This window comes from Clostridium intestinale DSM 6191 (genome assembly GCF_900130055.1).
Lineage (GTDB): Bacteria > Bacillota > Clostridia > Clostridiales > Clostridiaceae > Clostridium_T > Clostridium_T intestinale.
This window is the reverse complement of sequence record NZ_FQXU01000018.1, coordinates 56,876-74,314: the sequence shown is the minus strand read 5'-3', so window position 1 is coordinate 74,314 and position 17,439 is coordinate 56,876. Positions and strand designations below refer to the sequence as shown.

Annotated in this window: 18 protein-coding genes, 1 tRNA gene and 1 rRNA gene; 14 read left to right on the top strand and 6 right to left on the bottom strand. The window is 28.6% G+C overall.

What is annotated here, in order from left to right; translation table 11 throughout:
• Nucleotides 1–48 precede the first annotated feature (48 nt).
• The 5 genes from rrf (at nt 49) to BUA92_RS20720 (ending at nt 4,068) form a co-directional block, all read left to right on the top strand.
• Nucleotides 49–165 (top strand): 5S ribosomal RNA (rrf, locus tag BUA92_RS20740).
• A gap of 5 nt (nt 166–170) precedes the next feature.
• Nucleotides 171–245 (top strand) — tRNA-Asn (locus BUA92_RS20735).
• 243 nt (nt 246–488) lie between these two features.
• Nucleotides 489–1,169 carry a response regulator transcription factor gene (locus tag BUA92_RS20730; RefSeq protein ID WP_073022560.1) on the top strand — a complete coding sequence of 227 codons (681 nt, stop codon included), beginning with the start codon at nt 489–491 and terminating at the stop codon, nt 1,167–1,169.
• Nucleotides 1,157–2,572, top strand: a complete 1,416-nt coding sequence (locus tag BUA92_RS20725; protein WP_414632243.1) for a sensor histidine kinase — start codon at nt 1,157–1,159, stop codon at nt 2,570–2,572. Before BUA92_RS20730 ends, BUA92_RS20725 begins: the two co-directional genes overlap by 13 nt.
• Before the next feature lie 14 nt (nt 2,573–2,586).
• The gene (locus tag BUA92_RS20720) at nt 2,587–4,068 is read left to right on the top strand and encodes a hypothetical protein (protein WP_073022559.1); all 1,482 of its coding nucleotides are present in this window, start codon (nt 2,587–2,589) and stop codon (nt 4,066–4,068) included.
• Nucleotides 4,069–4,107: 39 nt separating this feature from the next.
• On the opposite strand, the gene BUA92_RS20715 is transcribed toward BUA92_RS20720, so the two are convergent.
• On the bottom strand, nt 4,108–5,979 hold the full coding sequence (locus BUA92_RS20715) for an LTA synthase family protein (RefSeq protein WP_073022558.1): 1,872 nt from the start codon (nt 5,977–5,979) through the stop codon (nt 4,108–4,110).
• Between the two features lie 152 nt (nt 5,980–6,131).
• Here BUA92_RS20715 and BUA92_RS20710 point away from each other — a divergent pair, with 152 nt between their 5' ends.
• Both BUA92_RS20710 and BUA92_RS20705 read left to right on the top strand, forming a co-directional pair.
• Complete coding sequence (locus BUA92_RS20710) at nt 6,132–6,830, top strand: histidine kinase (protein ID WP_083553615.1); 699 nt, start codon at nt 6,132–6,134, stop codon at nt 6,828–6,830.
• 11 nt (nt 6,831–6,841) lie between these two features.
• Nucleotides 6,842–7,564: a LytR/AlgR family response regulator transcription factor gene (locus tag BUA92_RS20705; protein WP_073022556.1), complete on the top strand. Its 723-nt coding sequence runs from the start codon at nt 6,842–6,844 to the stop codon at nt 7,562–7,564.
• A 33-nt stretch (nt 7,565–7,597) separates the two neighbouring features.
• Here BUA92_RS20705 and BUA92_RS23780 read toward each other — a convergent pair whose 3' ends face one another.
• The gene (locus tag BUA92_RS23780) at nt 7,598–7,705 is read right to left on the bottom strand and encodes a CPC_1213 family protein (protein ID WP_021800426.1); all 108 of its coding nucleotides are present in this window, start codon (nt 7,703–7,705) and stop codon (nt 7,598–7,600) included.
• 128 nt (nt 7,706–7,833) lie between these two features.
• Between BUA92_RS23780 and BUA92_RS20700 the strand changes: the two genes are divergently transcribed.
• Nucleotides 7,834–8,814, top strand: a complete 981-nt coding sequence (locus BUA92_RS20700; protein WP_073022555.1) for an FAD-dependent oxidoreductase — start codon at nt 7,834–7,836, stop codon at nt 8,812–8,814.
• Nucleotides 8,815–8,822: 8 nt separating this feature from the next.
• Here BUA92_RS20700 and BUA92_RS20695 read toward each other — a convergent pair whose 3' ends face one another.
• Both BUA92_RS20695 and BUA92_RS20690 read right to left on the bottom strand, forming a co-directional pair.
• On the bottom strand, nt 8,823–9,410 hold the full coding sequence (locus BUA92_RS20695) for a GDSL-type esterase/lipase family protein (RefSeq protein ID WP_207650368.1): 588 nt from the start codon (nt 9,408–9,410) through the stop codon (nt 8,823–8,825).
• Between the two features lie 9 nt (nt 9,411–9,419).
• Nucleotides 9,420–10,049, bottom strand: coding sequence for a RusA family crossover junction endodeoxyribonuclease (locus BUA92_RS20690; RefSeq protein ID WP_073022554.1), 630 nt, complete (start codon nt 10,047–10,049; stop codon nt 9,420–9,422).
• Nucleotides 10,050–10,154: 105 nt separating this feature from the next.
• Here BUA92_RS20690 and tsaD point away from each other — a divergent pair, with 105 nt between their 5' ends.
• The 6 genes from tsaD (at nt 10,155) to BUA92_RS20660 (ending at nt 15,796) form a co-directional block, all read left to right on the top strand.
• Nucleotides 10,155–11,174: a tRNA (adenosine(37)-N6)-threonylcarbamoyltransferase complex transferase subunit TsaD gene (gene tsaD / locus BUA92_RS20685; protein ID WP_073022553.1), complete on the top strand. Its 1,020-nt coding sequence runs from the start codon at nt 10,155–10,157 to the stop codon at nt 11,172–11,174.
• Nucleotides 11,175–11,181: 7 nt separating this feature from the next.
• Nucleotides 11,182–12,192 carry an alpha/beta fold hydrolase gene (locus tag BUA92_RS20680; RefSeq protein WP_073022552.1) on the top strand — a complete coding sequence of 337 codons (1,011 nt, stop codon included), beginning with the start codon at nt 11,182–11,184 and terminating at the stop codon, nt 12,190–12,192.
• A 243-nt stretch (nt 12,193–12,435) separates the two neighbouring features.
• The gene (locus BUA92_RS20675) at nt 12,436–13,629 is read left to right on the top strand and encodes a S1C family serine protease (RefSeq protein ID WP_238905965.1); all 1,194 of its coding nucleotides are present in this window, start codon (nt 12,436–12,438) and stop codon (nt 13,627–13,629) included.
• 215 nt (nt 13,630–13,844) lie between these two features.
• Nucleotides 13,845–14,744, top strand: a complete 900-nt coding sequence (locus BUA92_RS20670) for an N-acetylglucosamine kinase (protein WP_073022551.1) — start codon at nt 13,845–13,847, stop codon at nt 14,742–14,744.
• Nucleotides 14,745–14,886: 142 nt separating this feature from the next.
• Nucleotides 14,887–15,498 carry a GNAT family N-acetyltransferase gene (locus BUA92_RS20665; protein WP_073022550.1) on the top strand — a complete coding sequence of 204 codons (612 nt, stop codon included), beginning with the start codon at nt 14,887–14,889 and terminating at the stop codon, nt 15,496–15,498.
• 16 nt (nt 15,499–15,514) lie between these two features.
• Nucleotides 15,515–15,796, top strand: a complete 282-nt coding sequence (locus BUA92_RS20660; RefSeq protein ID WP_073022549.1) for a DUF503 domain-containing protein — start codon at nt 15,515–15,517, stop codon at nt 15,794–15,796.
• A 27-nt stretch (nt 15,797–15,823) separates the two neighbouring features.
• Here BUA92_RS20660 and BUA92_RS20655 read toward each other — a convergent pair whose 3' ends face one another.
• Both BUA92_RS20655 and BUA92_RS20650 read right to left on the bottom strand, forming a co-directional pair.
• The gene (locus tag BUA92_RS20655; RefSeq protein ID WP_073022548.1) at nt 15,824–16,921 is read right to left on the bottom strand and encodes a glycosyltransferase; all 1,098 of its coding nucleotides are present in this window, start codon (nt 16,919–16,921) and stop codon (nt 15,824–15,826) included.
• Nucleotides 16,922–16,930: 9 nt separating this feature from the next.
• Nucleotides 16,931–17,404 carry a hypothetical protein gene (locus tag BUA92_RS20650; RefSeq protein ID WP_073022547.1) on the bottom strand — a complete coding sequence of 158 codons (474 nt, stop codon included), beginning with the start codon at nt 17,402–17,404 and terminating at the stop codon, nt 16,931–16,933.
• Nucleotides 17,405–17,439 lie beyond the last annotated feature (35 nt).

Sequence of the window (17,439 nt, the reverse complement as noted above, 5' to 3'; positions counted from 1 at the left end):
AATGAACTTACGTGCAATTTTGAAAGAACAAAATTCTTTCATAATATATTTGGTGATAATGGCATAAAGGTAACACCCCTTCCCATTCCGAACAGGATCGTTAAGCTTTATTACGCCGATGGTACTGCATGGGAAACTGTGTGGGAGAGTAGGAAGTCGCCAAATTTTGTTCCGCGATAGCTCAATGGTGGAGCACTCGGCTGTTAACCGATAGGTTGGAGGTTCGAGCCCTCTTCGCGGAGCCAATTTGATTATTACACTAGGATTTTTCCTAGTGTTTTTTATTATATAAATCTTTAATTCTTTTGTAATATAAATTTATATATTTGTTACTATATGTAAAGAGAAAAGTAGTAATATATATATGTAGAGTATTTAGGATTTGTATAATCAATTAGTAGGATTAGAATTTCATATATATGGTATAATTTAAAGAGAAGCAATTAAGACTTCTCTAATTTATTTTATAATTATAAAGAGGTGTTTACATGTATAAAATACTTGTGGTTGAAGATGAAGATAGTATTAGAGGTTTTTTAACTATAAATTTTAAACGTAATAATTTTGAGGTTATAGAAGCAAACAATGGCGAAGATGGAGTAAAGAAGGCATTAATAGAAAAGCCTGATGTAGCAATTTTAGATTTAATGCTTCCTGGGATAGATGGATTTAAAGTTTGTGAAGTATTGAGAAAAGAATTTCCTAGTATGGGGATAATAATGTTGACGGCAAAGGGACAGGATATGGACAAGATAATGGGACTTGAATATGGCGCAGATGATTATGTTGTAAAGCCATTTAACCCAATCGAATTAACATTAAGAGTAAAGTCTTTATTAAGAAGAATAGGTAAGGATGAAGAAAAAAATGAAAGCATTACAAGTGGAGAATTTGTAATAGATTTATATTCACAGAAAGTATATAAGAATCAAGTGGAAATAGATTTAACGCCTAAAGAATATATGATGCTAAAGATATTTATGGAGAATCCAGGCAAGGCATTTTCGAGAGATGAACTATTAAATATAGTATGGGATTATAACTTTTTCGGAGATTCAAAGATAGTGGATGTAAACATAAGAAGATTAAGATCAAAGGTGGAAGATAATCCTTCAGAGCCAAAATATATAGAAACTGTATGGGGAACGGGATATAGATGGAAAGCATAGGTAAAATGGTGAATAAAAGTATTAAAACAAAAATGGTTAAATATTTTATTTTAATAATTTTGTTTACTGTAGGTATATTAAATATTCTTATGATAAGTTATATTAGAACTTACTACTATTCAAGTATAGAGCAAACTTTAAAGAGTCAGTTAAATATATCAGCGGATTTTTATAATAAGAACTTTTCATATCTATCACTAGAAGAAAACATCTATGATAATATAGATATGTTTTGGAATGAAAGCAATATTCAAGTACAGATTTTAAATAATAATGGAAAATTACTTATGGACTCACTTGGAGTAAAAGAGGGTGACATAATAGATACTCCTGATGTAAATAAAGCATTAAAAGGAGAATATGAGAGATGGATTGGAACTGGTTATAATAAAGAAAAGATAATGGCCATATCTTATCCATTACAATCATCAGGAGAGATAAATGGTGTACTTAGATATATAATATCTTTAAGTGATGTTAATAAGTCTATAAACGTTATAGCTATATTTTTCTTGATAGTATCGATTATAGTATTGTTTATTGGAGTTATAATAAGCCTTGTATTTGCGCGAGGTATAATTAATCCAATTAAAGAATTAACAACAGTAGCTGAAACTATGGCATCAGGAAATTTAGAAATAAGAAGCATAAATGAATCAAATGATGAAATTGGCAAATTGTCTTCAACCTTAAATTATATGGCAGAGGAATTATCAAAAAGAGAGAAATTAAAAAATGATTTTATATCTTCTGTATCTCATGAATTGAGAACTCCATTAACTGCTATTAAAGGGTGGGTAATAACATTAAATAGTGATTATAGAGATGAACAAATACTAAAGACCGGTTTTAATATAATAGAAAATGAGACAGAGAGACTGTCTAATATGGTGGAAGAGCTGCTTGATTTTTCAAGACTTGTATCTGGAAAAATAGCAATGAAAAAAGAGTTAATAGATTTAAAGAATATAGTCGATTATATTGGAATATATCTGACACCAAGAGCAAATAGAGAGAATGTTGATTTTAAGATAAGTGTAGAAGAAAACTTACCTAAAATTTGGGCTGACTCTGATAGAATGAAACAAGTATTTATAAATATATTGGACAATGCTTTTAATTTCACTGATTATGGAGGAAGTGTTTCTTTAGATATAATTCAATATGAAGAAAACTATATAAAAATAGCTATTAAAGATGATGGATGTGGGATAGATCCAGAAATTTTACCAAGAATCAAAGAAAAATTTGTAAAGGGCAAAAATTCAAGATCTCAAAATGGTATTGGTTTATCTATATGTGATGAAATAGTTACACTCCATGGGGGAAGTCTTGAGATATTTAGCCAAGAAAATATAGGAACTGAAGTAATTATAAAGCTACCTACTGCATTTAGAGATTAATCTAAGGAGGAAATATGAGAAGAAGTTTTAAACTTTTATTAATATTGGTGATTCTAATTATGATAGCATCAGTTTTTACTTTCTCAAAATTTATGCCTTCAGGGCAAGATTTTAGAAAGCTTACTCCTCCTCAATCAAGTGCTGTAAGCTTTAAGGGTACATGGAAGATAAATGAGAAGTATAACTATAAAGAGGGACGAACATTAGAATCAAAAACTGAATATATATATTTGGATGAAAATAGAATGATTATTAATAATAATTTATATGATACAGTAAAGTATAAATTAAGAGTAGTAAATCTAAAAGAGTATCTTTTAGCTGAATATAATATTAGTTATAAAAGATTTTCTAATGAAAATCATGAAGTTGATTTAATAAGCCCACTTAATAATAATACTTTAATTGGAGAGATACTGAGGTTAGAAGAAAATAAATTATTGATAATTCATAATGATATTATATATACTATTACGAAGATATCTAGTGATGTATCAAATTTTCCAACTAACATAGCAAGTGATACACAGAAAGATGGAAATGCAAAAAGAGATTATAATGATATAGTTGAATGTGTATATATAGGACTTAAAAGTAATAGGGAATTAACAGAAGATGGAGTAGGGGAAGAAACGTATAGAACTTTATGGATAGGAGTAGACAATGGAATAGCAAAACCTGTCTATGAAAGAAAAAACATATTATATCCAAGATTAAAAGGCTTTTGGGAGCTTGTTCCTAAAAAGATAAATAGAAATGGAGTCGTAACAGAATATTTTGATACCTATAATATAAATAATAAAGGTATAACTTCAGAGGATACTTTAGAAGTTGAAAATGAAAGTAAATACGTTAACTTAAACTTCATTAGCAATAACTATATATCTATAGAAGAGTTTACTGATAATTATAATGACAAAAATAGTAGATATAAGATAATACCGGTAGATACGATACATACTCCAAATGGAGTAGCAATAGATGTTTTGTCAGGAACTGAAGGATATGAAGCCCTAAAGAACTCAAGTGAAGTAGCTCTAGATAATTTAGAAAATTATTCTCCAAACTTAAAAGTTGATGTTAAGCTAGACCCAACCAATATAGGTGTAGTAAGAAAAAATGGTAGATGGGTTTTAGAAGGAAGAACTAGATTAGAAAACAATGCATTAGCAGATTTAAAATTTGATGTAAATATGATAAATACAAAAAAATTAATTATTTATGATAATCTTTATGTTAGATGGAATATACTTAAGGCGCAAAATCCATTAATCAAGGATATATATACATCGCCTAATGGTAAGGTTGCTATAGTTGTATTGGACGATTATATATTAGTATATGAAATAGAAAATTCAGAGCTAAAAGGAGATCCTATTAAAAGGATAAAAAAAGATAAAAACGAATCGGTTATTATGGCCGAATGGACCAGTGGATATATAGCAGATAGCTGGGAAAAAGTATTTAAACAAGATGCTAAAGAAGTCGATAATTAATATAAATTAAAGGAGCCCCATTAAGGCTCCTTTAATTTGTTATTTATTATAGTAATTTTCAAAGTAATCACTTTTAATCATTTTATCGGATAATTCTAAACTATTAATATAGAATTCTTTTTCTTCTTCAGTTAAAGTACCTCTTACACTTCTATTAGTCATTACCGCAAATGACTTATTTGTTTTTAATAAATTCCTACCTAAAGCAGTATTGATATATTTACTCTCATCAATACCCATTAGATAAGCTAAAGTAGGCATTATATCTATTTGTCCTCCAGCTATATCAGATTTAAAGCTGTTTTGTAAATTTTTCTGATAAATTATTAGTGGAACAGAAGAATCTTCTTTATCTAGCCACCAAGCCTCAGGATTTTTAAGTTCTTCAACCTTATCATTATAGTATTTATGAACCCCAGTATGATCACCTTCTATAGCAACTACAGTGTTATCAAGCAAACCTTTCTTATCTAGTTCTTCTAGGAACATTCCTATTTGCTTATCTGTGTAATGAGCAGTTTGAAATGAGTTTCCAAGTATTGAATCTTTTAGTTCACCAGTTAAGTTCAATTCTTTATATTTATCTGGCAAGTCAAAAGGACCATGATTTGTTAATGTTACAGTAAAAGTATAGAATGGTTGTTTCATTTTTTCAATCATTGGAACCACTTGTTTGAAGTAAGTTTCATCGCTTAGACCTAATCCAATTACTTCATCTGGATTAAAAGAGTAGTAGTCTATAAAGTTATCAAATCCTATTCCTTTAAGCCCTTGAGCATAATTCCAGAAGCTGCCTCTGTCGGGATGAATAGCAGTAGACTCATAACCAAGTTCGCCTAATAATTTAGGTAAAGAATTATAGTTTCTTACTGGATACCTAAAAAAAGTACTTCCTTTTCTTAATGGAAGCATAGATGTATTAACCATTAAGTCAGAATCAGAACTTGTACCTTCATTTACTTGCTCATAAACTTTAGGAAAGTAAATTGAATTATTTAAAAGTTTATTTAAATTAGGTGTTATTTCTTGTCCATTGACAGTTTGTCCAATAACGAAATTTTCTAATGACTCAACTTGAATGATTAGAAGATTTTTATCTTTGAATAAACCTTTATATTCATTATCGGGAAGATTTTCATTTTTCTTATCATAGAAATTTGTAATATCTTGTTGTTCTTCAGCTGTAAGTTCATAAGGTTTTAAGTCTTTATATACATTATATAAATCAAATAAATGATAACCTATAGATGAAAAATATCTAGCGGTATCAGTTGAATCATAATTTGAAAAGAGATATGAATTTTTAACATCAGTATTTCCTAATACATTTATATTAAAAGGAACATAGGCTATGTAAATTATTGATAATAAGAAGGATACAGCAAAACCTTTTATATTTGATTTTATGTTTTTAAAGCTTTTTCTAAATATAAAAATATATATAGATAATAATAGTATGTCCAAAATAAAAATTATATCCATTGGACTCGTCATAGATAAAATAGAGCCTGACATATTATCTAAATTAGCAGTTTGAGTTGCTACTAGAATTGATGGTACTGTCATAAAGCCTCTAAAATACCATAAGTCTAAGATAAATAAAAGAGTTAGTAATAAATCTATTACTAGCAGGTAAATCCACTTACCTTTGCCTCTAAATAATAATCCAAAACTTAAAAAAATACCTGCAAATGCAGCATAGTATTTAAAGAAATATATAGCCGAACTATATCCTGCAAAAAAATCAAAGCTATATACGTTTTTGTTTTCGATAAAGCCTTGAAAAAATACACCTTTAAATATTATAGAAAATAAAATAAGAAAATAAAAAACACATCTTATGATGAGGTTTTTGTTTAAATTCTTTTCTATAATCTTTACTGGATTAGTTTGTAATTCTTTAATATTCATAAATAACCTCCTAAAAGATATCACCACTAAGATTATATAGGAATAGTAGGTATAAATCAATTGACAAGAATGTGGCTTAAAGACAAGATTTTGTAAATTTTTCATATCATATTATATATTAAGTAAAATTATTTTTAAACGATATATATATTATGGGAAAAAAGAAATTAATCATAATTACATTAATAATATTGCAAATCATTCTAATCAAGGTATTTCCTCAATATTGGCTAATTTTTATTTCTATTTGTGTACCAATGTTTGTAAAAATTCTAAATGATTTTGAGAGTGAGGTTGTTAGTAAAAATTCTATAAAAGTTAACAAATCGAATAACTTAGATACACATTTTTTATTTAACGCAATAAGTACAATTATGTATTATTGTAGGACAGATGGAAACAAAGCAAGAGAGTTATTACTTGCATTAGGTGATTATCTTAGATATTACCTTTCTCAATCTGAGGATGACACAAAACTATCCAATGAGTTTAAGGTTCTTAAGGGATATTTAAAAATACAAGAATCAAGATTTGGAGAAAAAATAGATTATGAGATTAAGAGTTTAGAAGATGACTTTTTGATAAAAAAAGGTTTTTTGATAGAAATAACATATATTGCTTTAAAAGAGGGTCTGCTCAAGTCTAAAGTGGGGGGGAAAATCACAGTAGAATCAAAAGTTGATAAAAAGGATTTAATTATTATTTTAATACATGATGGGGATATAGCAAAATATATAGACGAATATAAAAATACATATGGGGAAAAGTTTGGGTACAAGCTAGATGGAATTTCAAAAGATGGGGATAAAACTGAGCTAAGCTTGAAGATACCTATAAATAATGTTTTATAAGGAGATGGAGTATGCTTAATGTTGCTTTAGTTGATGATGAGATTATTGCATTAAAAGAATTAGAGTATTTACTTTCAACTGAAAGTGGACTTAAGATAGTTGGGAAATACACAAGTCCTGAACAGGCTATAGAGGAAATTAAAGAATTAGATTTAGATGCAGTTTTTCTAGACGTGTCAATGCCAGAGATGAATGGGTTTATGGTAGCTGAGGAAATAAAAAAACTTAATAAAAACATTGAGATTGTCTTTATAACAGCTCATGATGCATTTGCCTTAAAAGCATTTGAAATAAATGCAAAAGACTATGTTTTAAAACCATTTTCTATAGATAGAATAAAAACTACATTAGATAGATTAAGTGAAAAATTAGATAAAAAAAATAATACTGTAAGTATTAAGAATGTTAAAAAAATTCCTGTAAAAAATTCAGATAAATTGAGTTTAGTAGATGTTGATAAAATTATATATTGTGTTGCAAATGAAGGACATGTAAATATCGTAACAGATAAAGATAGTTTTATATCTGATGAAACTTTAAATAATGTTGAAGATAGATTGAAAGAGTTTAATTTTATTAAATGTCATAGAAAGTATTTAGTTAATTTAGACTTAATAGAAAATATAATATCTTGGGTTAATGGTACATATATATTGAAACTAAGAGGTACTAGGGAAGAGATACCTGTAAGTCGAAATTATGGTAAGACAATAAAAAATATATTTAAGATTTAAGGAGCAGATCAATGATCTGCTTCTTTTGTTATGTTATATTTTAAAATCTTTAGGATTATGTTCCTTAGCTTTAGGTTCGCCAAAAGTTGCTCTAGCACTTTCTGCTTTAGGATCATGTTTTATCTTAACTTTTTTAGCCATTTTATCACCTCCTATACCTATAGCTTTTATTTTTAAAAAGCAATTTATTCAAAAGTTATTTTAAAATAAATATTCTATGATAAAATTAAATTAAACAAATATAATTAATATTTAAATGAAAGGACTTTATGTGTATGGCAGCCAGCTATGATTTGATTGTCATTGGAGGAGGTCCCTCTGGAATGGCAGCAGCAATAAGAGCAAAAGAAAAAGGCGTTAAAGATATATTAATAATTGAAAGAGAAGAGGACTTAGGAGGAGCCTTAGTTCCATGTATTCACAATGGTTTTGGAAAAGACGTACTTGGAAAAGAAGTAACTGGACCAGAACTTATACATTTCTTTATAAGTAAATTAGATGAATTTAATATTGAATATAAACTTTCAACTATTGTTATAGATTTTAATAGTGAAGGAATTATAACATACATGAATCCAAAAGAAGGTATCTGCTTTATTAAAGCTAAAAGTGTAATTTTTGCAACAGGATCAAGAGAAAAATATACTGGAAAAATTCATATTGCAACTAAAAATTATACAGGAATATATACTTTAGGAACTGTGCATAGATTAATTAACCTTCAAGGATATTTGCCAGGTAAAGAGGTTGTTATTATGGATTCTTCTGATATATCTATGATAGTGGCACGAAGCTTAGTAGTTGAAGGAGCTGATGTTAAAGCAATAATAGAAAGTTCTTCAGAAATTAAAGCTACTCAAAGTAAAAATAAAGAGATTCCAAAAGATTTCAATATACCTATCTTATATAATTCAGTAATAAAAGAAGTGATGGGAAAAGAGAGAGTTAGTAAGGTAAAAATATTAAATAAGGAAACTAATGAATATTCAGAAATAGATTGTGATGGATTAGTTCTTTCAGTGGCTTGGAGATCGGAAATTGATTTATTAAAAAAGGCTAGAATAAAGATTGAAGAGCGCTCGCTTACTCCATTAATTAATGAGGATCTTATGACATCGCAAAAAGGAGTATTTGTTTGTGGAACACTTATTAATACAAAGTCTTTAGTAAAAAGGTCAATAGAAACAGGGTATATAGCAGGAGAAGCTGCTGAGAAGTATATAAGGGAATATACAAGTATTTATAGCTAAAAGGTCTACTAACTAGACTTTTTAGCTATATTTTTAAAAGTTTGATTTACAGTTATATAAATTAAATTATGACCTGAATTATTAAAATGAATACCATCTAAGTATATACTTTCATTATTAAGAAATGCTATATTCGTAGTATTAAATAAATCCACGAAGAAAAGATTTTCCTTTTGGCAATAAAAATTCAGCTTATTTTTTAGAGTTAATAAGTTTTCATTTATTTCCGAATAGTCTGGGTAGGAACTCCATCTTGAGGTTGCTTCCTTTTCTGATATATAAGGTGGGGATAGTATTATGGGGACTATTTTATTCTCTATACAATCTTTAATCATTAAAAGGATGTTTTCATAAACCGAGGTTATATTTTTACCCGATAATAAATCATTAGTACCACCAAGAACAAAACAGTATTTAGGTTTTATATTAACAACATCATTAAAAAATCTAGACAACATTCCTATGGTTGTATCACCATTTACCCCTTTGTTAAGGTAAGTAAAAGTATAGTTTTCCACTAATAAATTAACCCACGATTTTTCTTTAGATACTCCATATCCAAAAGTAAGACTATCTCCTATAAAAACAATATCCATAAATCACCTCTAAAATAATTTATTAAAGCACTTAGTACATATTAAAGTTTTACCACCGTCAGCTTTTTTATAATCATTAGCTATGAGTACTTTATTACATATAGAACATTTTCCTTTAGAGTCAGGAGCATCAATAATATTTTTTAATGCAGGTTTTTGTTTTTTTAGTTTGCTGTTTGGAGGAGGTGAATAAGTTATCTTTTCAGATTCTATATCTTTAGGAGTTATTGTATAACTAAGCTCATATTGACTTTCTCCAAATAACTCTAATTCAAATCTAGGGTTTTCTTTATCATAAAATTCTTCAATATGTATCTTTCTTATTTGAGCATCGTTTATAATTAAGCCGCTTTTCTCGATCCCATCAAAGATACTTTTAGTAATATTATTTGTATCTGGATGCCTTTTTTCACTTTTATAATAGACCTTAAGAACAGCTATAAGAGCTTCATCAATTACTATACCGGGATTCTGAAGTCTAGCACAGTATGAAATTTCCTCTTCATATAAAGCGTATCTATCGTGATATTTTCCAGAGTTATAAGGTAGGATAGCTCTTCCTGATTCATTGAAAAGTTTAAAATTAGATTTTGTGATAGGAGAGCCGGCAACTATAACTTTTGCATAAGATTTTTTCATGTGTTTACTCCTTGTTATAAAATTGTAAGATTCTTTAAATTGATAATGCAACTACTATAAAGTATAATACAAATTGAAGATTTAAGATAGAAGAGGGTAATATTTATGGATAGAAAAGTAATTTTAGCTATTGAGAGTTCATGCGATGAAACTTCAGCAGCAATTGTTATAAATGGAAGAGACGTTTTATCTAATGTTATATCATCTCAGATTGAAATACATGAAAAATTTGGTGGAGTTGTTCCAGAAGTAGCTTCAAGAAAACATATAGAAGTTATAAATGCTGTAGTAGAAGAGGCATTAGAAAAAGCAAATATGAAGCTTAGTGATTTAGATGCTATAGGTGTTACCTATGGACCTGGGCTAGTAGGGGCTCTGCTTGTAGGGCTTCAATATGCGAAAGGGCTTGCATACTCCTTAGACTTGCCATTAATAGGGGTTAATCATATAGAAGGACATATATGTGCAAACTTTATTGAACATAAGGATTTAAAACCTCCATTTGTATCTTTAGTTGTTTCAGGAGGACACACTTTTATAGTATATGTTAAAGATTATGGTGAGTATGAAATAATAGGTGAAACTAGGGATGATGCAGCTGGAGAAGCTTATGATAAAGTGGCAAGAGCAATAGGACTTGGTTATCCAGGGGGCCCTAAGATAGATAAGCTTTCAAAGGAAGGGGATCCTAATAGCATATCATTCCCAAGAGCTAGATTTCATGATGACACCTTAGATTTTTCTTTCTCAGGATTAAAGTCAGCAGTATTAAATTATCTAAATAAGAAGTCTATGCTGAATGAAGAAGTGAACACTGCAGATGTAGCTGCATCCTTTCAAAAAGCTGTTGTAGAAGTGTTAACAGATAATGCTATGGTAACGTGTGAAAAAAGAGGAATAGACAGAATAGCCATAGCAGGTGGAGTTGCTTCTAATAGTGGACTACGAGAAAACTTGATTAATAAAGGTAATGAAAAGGGAATAAAAATATTATTTCCATCACTAGAATTATGTACAGATAATGCAGCAATGATAGGAAGCGCTGCGTACTATCAATGGGAGCTTGGAAATGTTAGCACAATGGATTTAAATGCAAAACCAAATTTAAAATTAGGGGAGAAATAGAGAAGTTATGAATTTAATTCCGCACTCAAATGGTATAAAAAGGTTAAAAATTAGAAAAAAAATTCCTATATCAGGGATAATGAAGTTTCTGATATACAGTCTTATAACTATTTTATTAATGGGGTTAGTGTTTCAGTTTGCAGTGACTAAGGTTTATAATGAAAAATATAAACCAAGAACTAAATATACTCGAATAAATGATAACAGAGTTTATTATAATAGTATTGGTTCTGGAGATATGACAGTAATATTTGATGGAGATTTAGGCGTAGATTCAAATGAATGGAATACTATTACTAGAGAAGTAGCGGATAGTTTAGGTGTTAGGGTATTTACATATAATAGAATGGGATATGGATTTAGTGATGGCGGAGAAGGATTAGATCCGCAAAGACAAGCTGAGGATTTAAGGTTATTATTAAATAAGGCAGGCATATCGGGACCGTATGTTTTAGTAGGGGCCGGGTATGGTTCATTAATTATGACTAACTTCGCTAATACCTATGGTGATCTTGTAAATTCTATGGTCTTGATAGATCCTATAGTGGAAAGTAATTTAGATAATGAAGAATACATATCTAATTACATTAAAATAAAAAAGAATAGTAAATTAGAAACTACTCAATCTTATTTTGGTTTAACTTATATTAAGTACAAGCTTGGGATGTTAGAGATTCCAGAAAACTTATTTTCTGAAGGACAAACAGAATTAAAAAATGAATTTATATCAAACAGAATAAGAAGTAAATATCCTAGTGCTATGCATAATGAAGCAAGTAACATATTGGAGAAGAAAAGTAATTCTCAAAAAGAAGGCTTGATTGAGAATTCTCCTTTGGCTATAATATCAAGAAATAAAAATGTTGAACTTGATAAAAGTCTTTTAACTTTATCAACCTCAAGATACATAAATCAGTTAGTTACAGAATCAAATGGGCAGATGATACCAGTTGAAGACAAAAATAAAGTTCTAGAGGCAATCAAGTATGCAGTTGAAAAAGGAAGAGTAAAAAGATAACTAAACTACCTTAGAATATAGAGATTATTCTAAGGTAGTTTTTTATATTAAATGACTGGACAACAGGTTGACCGGTCAACCTGTTGTCCAGTCATTTAAAACTAATGTTGTAGTTTATAAATACGGTTAAAATATGTGAAAAAATATTACTTTATATTTGTCATTAAGATGACACAGTATTATTTTATATTTTAAATATGGATATAATACTTAAAATAATTGATTATAAGGAGGTTTCTTTTCATGAGTGATTTTAGAAATGGAGATTCTGAGAATGGAGAAACATATTCACCTAATTTTGTAATGATTGGTGATGGGAAAAATAATAAAGGAAAAAATAAAAAGGAAAAAGGTAATGGAATAGGCAAATATTTATTAGTAGGTTTAGTTACGATGGCCTTAACTTTATCAATATCTATTCCTTCGACCTATTATATTATTAAAACAGCTCTTGAGAATGGAACATTAAAGGGAACAAGTGAAACGAAGAATATATCATACACAACTCCTAGTTTCACAAGTAATACAACTTCATTAAGCGTAACAGATGTAGTTAATAAAGTTGCTCCAGCAGTAGTAAGTGTTTCAACTAAAAGTTCTGTAAGTAATGGATTCTTTAATCAACCACAAGAGGGTGTGGGATCAGGATTTATAATAAATGAAGATGGTGATATATTAACTAATTACCATGTTGTTCAAGGTGCTACTGAAGTAAATGTAACCTTTAATAATGGAAAAGAGTATAAAGCCAAAATAGTAAACTATGATGCTAATGCAGATTTAGCTATGATAAGGCTAGTAGAAAAAGTTGAGGTGCCAGGGGTAGCAACTTTAGGAGATTCAGATTTACTTCAAGCAGGTCAAGAAGTTATAGCTATTGGAAATCCATTAGGAAAAGAGTTTGTTGGAACTGTTACTAAAGGTATAGTAAGTGCTGCTAGCAGAAGTCTTCAAAATCAAGATGGTAGTACATCAGTATATATTCAAACAGATGCTGCAATAAACCCAGGAAATAGTGGAGGACCTCTAATAAATGCTAATGGAGAAGTTATAGGAATTAATTCAGCTAAGATTAGTGAAGCTGGTGTAGAAGGAATAGGATTTTCAATTCCTATAAACTCAGTAAAGGATAAAATAGGGGCATTAAGCAAACAATCTTTAACATTAGGTATAAGTATAAGAGATTTAGATAAGAATGCAGCAAAACAGTATAAATTAGTTGAAGGTATATATGTTGCAAGTGTAGTAGAATATTCACCAGCAGAAAAAGCAGGAATCAAAGCTGGAGATGTCATAGTTGGATTTAATGGAAAGAGCATTAAAACTTCAGCTGAACTTTCGTCAGAAAAGAATAAGCTAAATGAAGGCGATAAAGTTAAAATAGTTGTTAATAGAGATGGAAAAGAAGTTACACTAGAAATTACAATGTCAGCATAAGATAAAAGGTACTAAATAACTCAGTAGATTATTTAGTACCTTTTTTTAATCATTTAAAGTTTGTAATTTATGAAATTAAGAGATTTTAAATGTATGAACTAAAATTGTAAGAATGAGACCTTGCGAATGAAGTTGTACACATATATACTAGATTATAGAATGTACATAATTATAATGTATCTTATTAGAATTAATTATTATATGTGGAGGTTTGTATGGTTAATTATGTTATTGGAGTAGATGGTGGTGGAACTAAAACTGAAATCGTTGCCTTTAATTTAAATGGAGAGATTATGGATAGAGCATTAAGAGGTTTCGGTAATCTTCTAAATGGTAAAGAAGAAGGTTTAGATAATATTCTATCGGGTTTAAAAGAATTGATAGACAAGTTAGGATTAGAAGGACTAAAGGGCGTATATCTAGGACTAGCTGGATCAGAATCTGGGGATAATTCAAAGATAGTTTATGAAGCTATAAAGAAAAGTTTTAATATATCTTCAGTAATAATGAATGATAGTCAATTGGCTCTTAAAGCTTTATTAAGGGGCGAAGATGGAATTTTAACCATAGCTGGTACTGGCTCCATAGCATTTGGAATAAAAAATGGACAAGAAGCTAGATGTGGAGGCTGGGGAAATCTTTTAGGTGACGAAGGTAGTGGATATAAAATTGCTATAGAGGCTTTAAAAAACATGATATACGAGTATGATTATGGTTTCCAACTTAGTGTTCTTTCTACTGAGATATTAAAATTTTTAAATAAAAAAGAGGTTAATGAGATAATAGAGTTTGTATACTCAAAGACAAAGGATGAAATTGCATCTATAACCCCTATTGTTGCTAAGTTAGGTGAAATGGGAGATGAGATTTCTATTAAAATTTTAAGAGATGAAGGAAAAGCTATTGCACAAACTACTGAGAGAATATTCAATAAGTTGAATTTTGAAAGTTGTAAGATAGGTATAGTGGGTGGTGTTTTAAAGAAATCTAAAATAGTAAGGCATGAATTTGAAAGATATTTATTAGAAAATATAAAAGTTGATGCTTTTATAGACGAGGACACATCACCAGCTAAAGGAGCCTATTATATGTATTTAAAAAATTTCTTGGTTTAATATACTAAGTAATTAAAATAGAAGGATTCAAACTTTAAGAAAAGTTTCTCATAATTTTGAGGAGCTTTTTTACTAAAAAGTATTCATAACAAGTAATTTTAAAAGTATAAATATTATATAAATAATATTTAGGAGAATTTCTATGGAATTAGTTGCTTATATGAGACTAAATTACTTGGAAAAAATATTCAATGACTTTGTTGAATTAGAATTAGATGAATATATTTTAAGAAAACCAGACAAAAAGGATGGAAAAGATATTATAGAAATTTATAAAAATAGAAAAGAGCCTATATTTTATAGATCACCTAGTAGTATAAATGAGAAGTATGCTAGAGTATTTATAGAAGAGCTTTTAGAAGAGTACGATAAACGAGAACGAATAGATTGGGTAGTAATAGATAAGAATAGTAATAAGGTAATAGGGCTAATAGGGTTATTTTCTATAGATTCTCAAGATTCAAGAGGAGAGATAGGGTATATTCTTAATGATAAATATACGAATAAAGGAATAATGAAGCATATATTAAAATGGTTTGTATATTTTTGCTTTACTTATATCAATCTTCATAAATTAGAGGTAAATATAAATTATAAAAATGTTCCTTCTTTAAAGGTTGCTAAGAATGTAGGATTTATTGAAGAAGGTTTAAGAAAGAATTATTATTTTAATAGAATTGAAGGAATCTATGATGATGTAATATTGATGTCTATAATTAATGAAGATTGGGAAATAATATTAGAAAGAATATAATTTAGAGGTGTTTAGATTGATTATAGGTACTGCTGAGATAGTTATTAGAATATCTTGGGCGAATAGTTTAAAAGAAAAACGTATGGTTTCTAGAAGTATATTGGCTAAAATAAAAAATAAGTTTAATGTTTCTGTAGCGGAGATAGAAAGTATGGATGAACATAAAAAGTTAACTATAGGATTATGTTGTATAAGTAATAGCACAAATAAATCAAATGAAATTATAAATGAAGTGATTAATTTTATTTATGATAATACCGAGGGTGAAGTTATTGATGTGTTAACAGAAATATTATAATAGGTGGATAAAGTTATCCACCTATTATTATTTTTCATACAAGTTAAATAGTTCTTTTAAATTTCCGGCAACTGGAGTAGATAAGTTTCCAGTTAATTTTCCCTTTATATTTTTTCTAGAGTATAAGGTTTTAATCATATCTACAGCTATATTTAAGTTAGCTGAATCTATAAAGAAAGCAGATTTTTTTAAGATTTCTTTATTAGAAGGCGTATCATTTACTATAACTACAGATTTACAGTGCACAGCCTCCACTGATGATAGCGGGTAGGAGTTATATATAGAAAAATCAATTGTACATAGTGCATTAGAGTAGAAGTAAGGTAAATTATGCTGAGGTATTTTACCTAAGAATATAATCTTGTCTTCTAAAGAAAGTGATGACGCTAGTTCTAAAATATGTCTGTAATAGGCGTATTTTTTTTTCTTATAATCTCCAATTAAAACAAGCTTCAGAGGCGTAGATGCTAGATTTTTTAAAATATAAATAAGTTTCTCAATAGATTTTCTTTTTGAAATATCACCAACATAAAGTAGAAATGGAGAATTTATATTATAATTATTTAAAATAAACTTAGATGATTCTAATGTATCTTTAGGAGAAAATATCTCGTTTATTTTTGGATAAGAGCATATTATTTTATCCTTCATTTTAGGAAAGGTTCTTAAAACATCCTCCTTAAAAGCTTTAGTTGGTACTAATAAATATTTACAAATTTCTAAAGCGTACGGAACTCTCTTATAAAAACTTCTTTTGAACTTATCATCTACAAGAGTGGGCTCTAGATACGGTAATAAAGTATTGAGAGAAACTATATAGTTATTTATAGGCTCTTCAGGTGCAAGAAAGCCATTATTTGGATCGTGATAAAGATCTATTTCGTATCTATTTATAACATTATTTATATTAGGGGAAGGATATATACTCCTATCTATATTAAGGTAAAGGGGAGTTACATTCTTAAATGATAAATCGGAAGTTGGCTTATCTATATTATAAAGAAGTACATTAAAATCTATTTCATCTTCGGTGTTATTGATTAATGAAATAATCTCATTAGTGTAGGATCCTAAGGAATTTCCTACATGATGAGTAATTCCAAAACCATCAAATAGAATTTTCATAAAAACCTCCTAATAAAATTCTGAATCAGTATCGTATCTCGAGGTTTGAGAGTTGGGTTTAACGCCATATTTTAAGAAGTAGCTTATATAGTAGTCAATAATATTTGTATCAGCTACATAGAAGTATCCATGTATTAAATGAACTTGAACATTTTTTAATGATTCTCTAAGTGGAGTAATAAAGCTACCATTAAAAGGAGCTTTTTTTGTAAGATTAATTTCGTCATCATTATCATCAGCATAAGCTATCTTAAATTCTTTTACTCCCTCAAAATAATTTATCTTGCTGTCTGCTGTTAATAGACTTTTAAATGAAACAATTTTTAGGGATAAATCTATACTTATTAATTTCTTTAAGGGATAGGATTTGTCGGATAGAAATAAATAATCTTTATCTTCCATTAGATAACCGCGTCTTAAAGAAATGTTTTGTAATTCTTCTTCAGTTAAGAATCCATTAAGTAGAATTTCTTCTGTATCCATATAAACCTCCATAATTCATTTTTAATTATTATATG

What these genes read in the sequence shown, in the direction of transcription:
- BUA92_RS20675 (WP_238905965.1), top strand. Translation starts at nt 12,436, where the DNA reads ATGAGTGATTTTAGAAATGGAGATTCTGAGAATGGAGAAACATATTCA.
- tsaD (WP_073022553.1), top strand. Translation starts at nt 10,155, where the DNA reads ATGGATAGAAAAGTAATTTTAGCTATTGAGAGTTCATGCGATGAAACT.
- BUA92_RS20665 (WP_073022550.1), top strand. Translation starts at nt 14,887, where the DNA reads ATGGAATTAGTTGCTTATATGAGACTAAATTACTTGGAAAAAATATTC.
- BUA92_RS20655 (WP_073022548.1), bottom strand. Translation starts at nt 16,921, where the DNA reads ATGAAAATTCTATTTGATGGTTTTGGAATTACTCATCATGTAGGAAAT.
- BUA92_RS20715 (WP_073022558.1), bottom strand. Translation starts at nt 5,979, where the DNA reads ATGAATATTAAAGAATTACAAACTAATCCAGTAAAGATTATAGAAAAG.
- BUA92_RS20710 (WP_083553615.1), top strand. Translation starts at nt 6,132, where the DNA reads ATGGGAAAAAAGAAATTAATCATAATTACATTAATAATATTGCAAATC.
- BUA92_RS23780 (WP_021800426.1), bottom strand. Translation starts at nt 7,705, where the DNA reads ATGGCTAAAAAAGTTAAGATAAAACATGATCCTAAAGCAGAAAGTGCT.
- BUA92_RS20690 (WP_073022554.1), bottom strand. Translation starts at nt 10,049, where the DNA reads ATGAAAAAATCTTATGCAAAAGTTATAGTTGCCGGCTCTCCTATCACA.
- BUA92_RS20720 (WP_073022559.1), top strand. Translation starts at nt 2,587, where the DNA reads ATGAGAAGAAGTTTTAAACTTTTATTAATATTGGTGATTCTAATTATG.
- BUA92_RS20725 (WP_414632243.1), top strand. Translation starts at nt 1,157, where the DNA reads ATGGAAAGCATAGGTAAAATGGTGAATAAAAGTATTAAAACAAAAATG.
- BUA92_RS20695 (WP_207650368.1), bottom strand. Translation starts at nt 9,410, where the DNA reads ATGGATATTGTTTTTATAGGAGATAGTCTTACTTTTGGATATGGAGTA.
- BUA92_RS20705 (WP_073022556.1), top strand. Translation starts at nt 6,842, where the DNA reads ATGCTTAATGTTGCTTTAGTTGATGATGAGATTATTGCATTAAAAGAA.
- BUA92_RS20700 (WP_073022555.1), top strand. Translation starts at nt 7,834, where the DNA reads ATGTGTATGGCAGCCAGCTATGATTTGATTGTCATTGGAGGAGGTCCC.
- BUA92_RS20670 (WP_073022551.1), top strand. Translation starts at nt 13,845, where the DNA reads ATGGTTAATTATGTTATTGGAGTAGATGGTGGTGGAACTAAAACTGAA.
- BUA92_RS20650 (WP_073022547.1), bottom strand. Translation starts at nt 17,404, where the DNA reads ATGGATACAGAAGAAATTCTACTTAATGGATTCTTAACTGAAGAAGAA.
- BUA92_RS20730 (WP_073022560.1), top strand. Translation starts at nt 489, where the DNA reads ATGTATAAAATACTTGTGGTTGAAGATGAAGATAGTATTAGAGGTTTT.
- BUA92_RS20680 (WP_073022552.1), top strand. Translation starts at nt 11,182, where the DNA reads ATGAATTTAATTCCGCACTCAAATGGTATAAAAAGGTTAAAAATTAGA.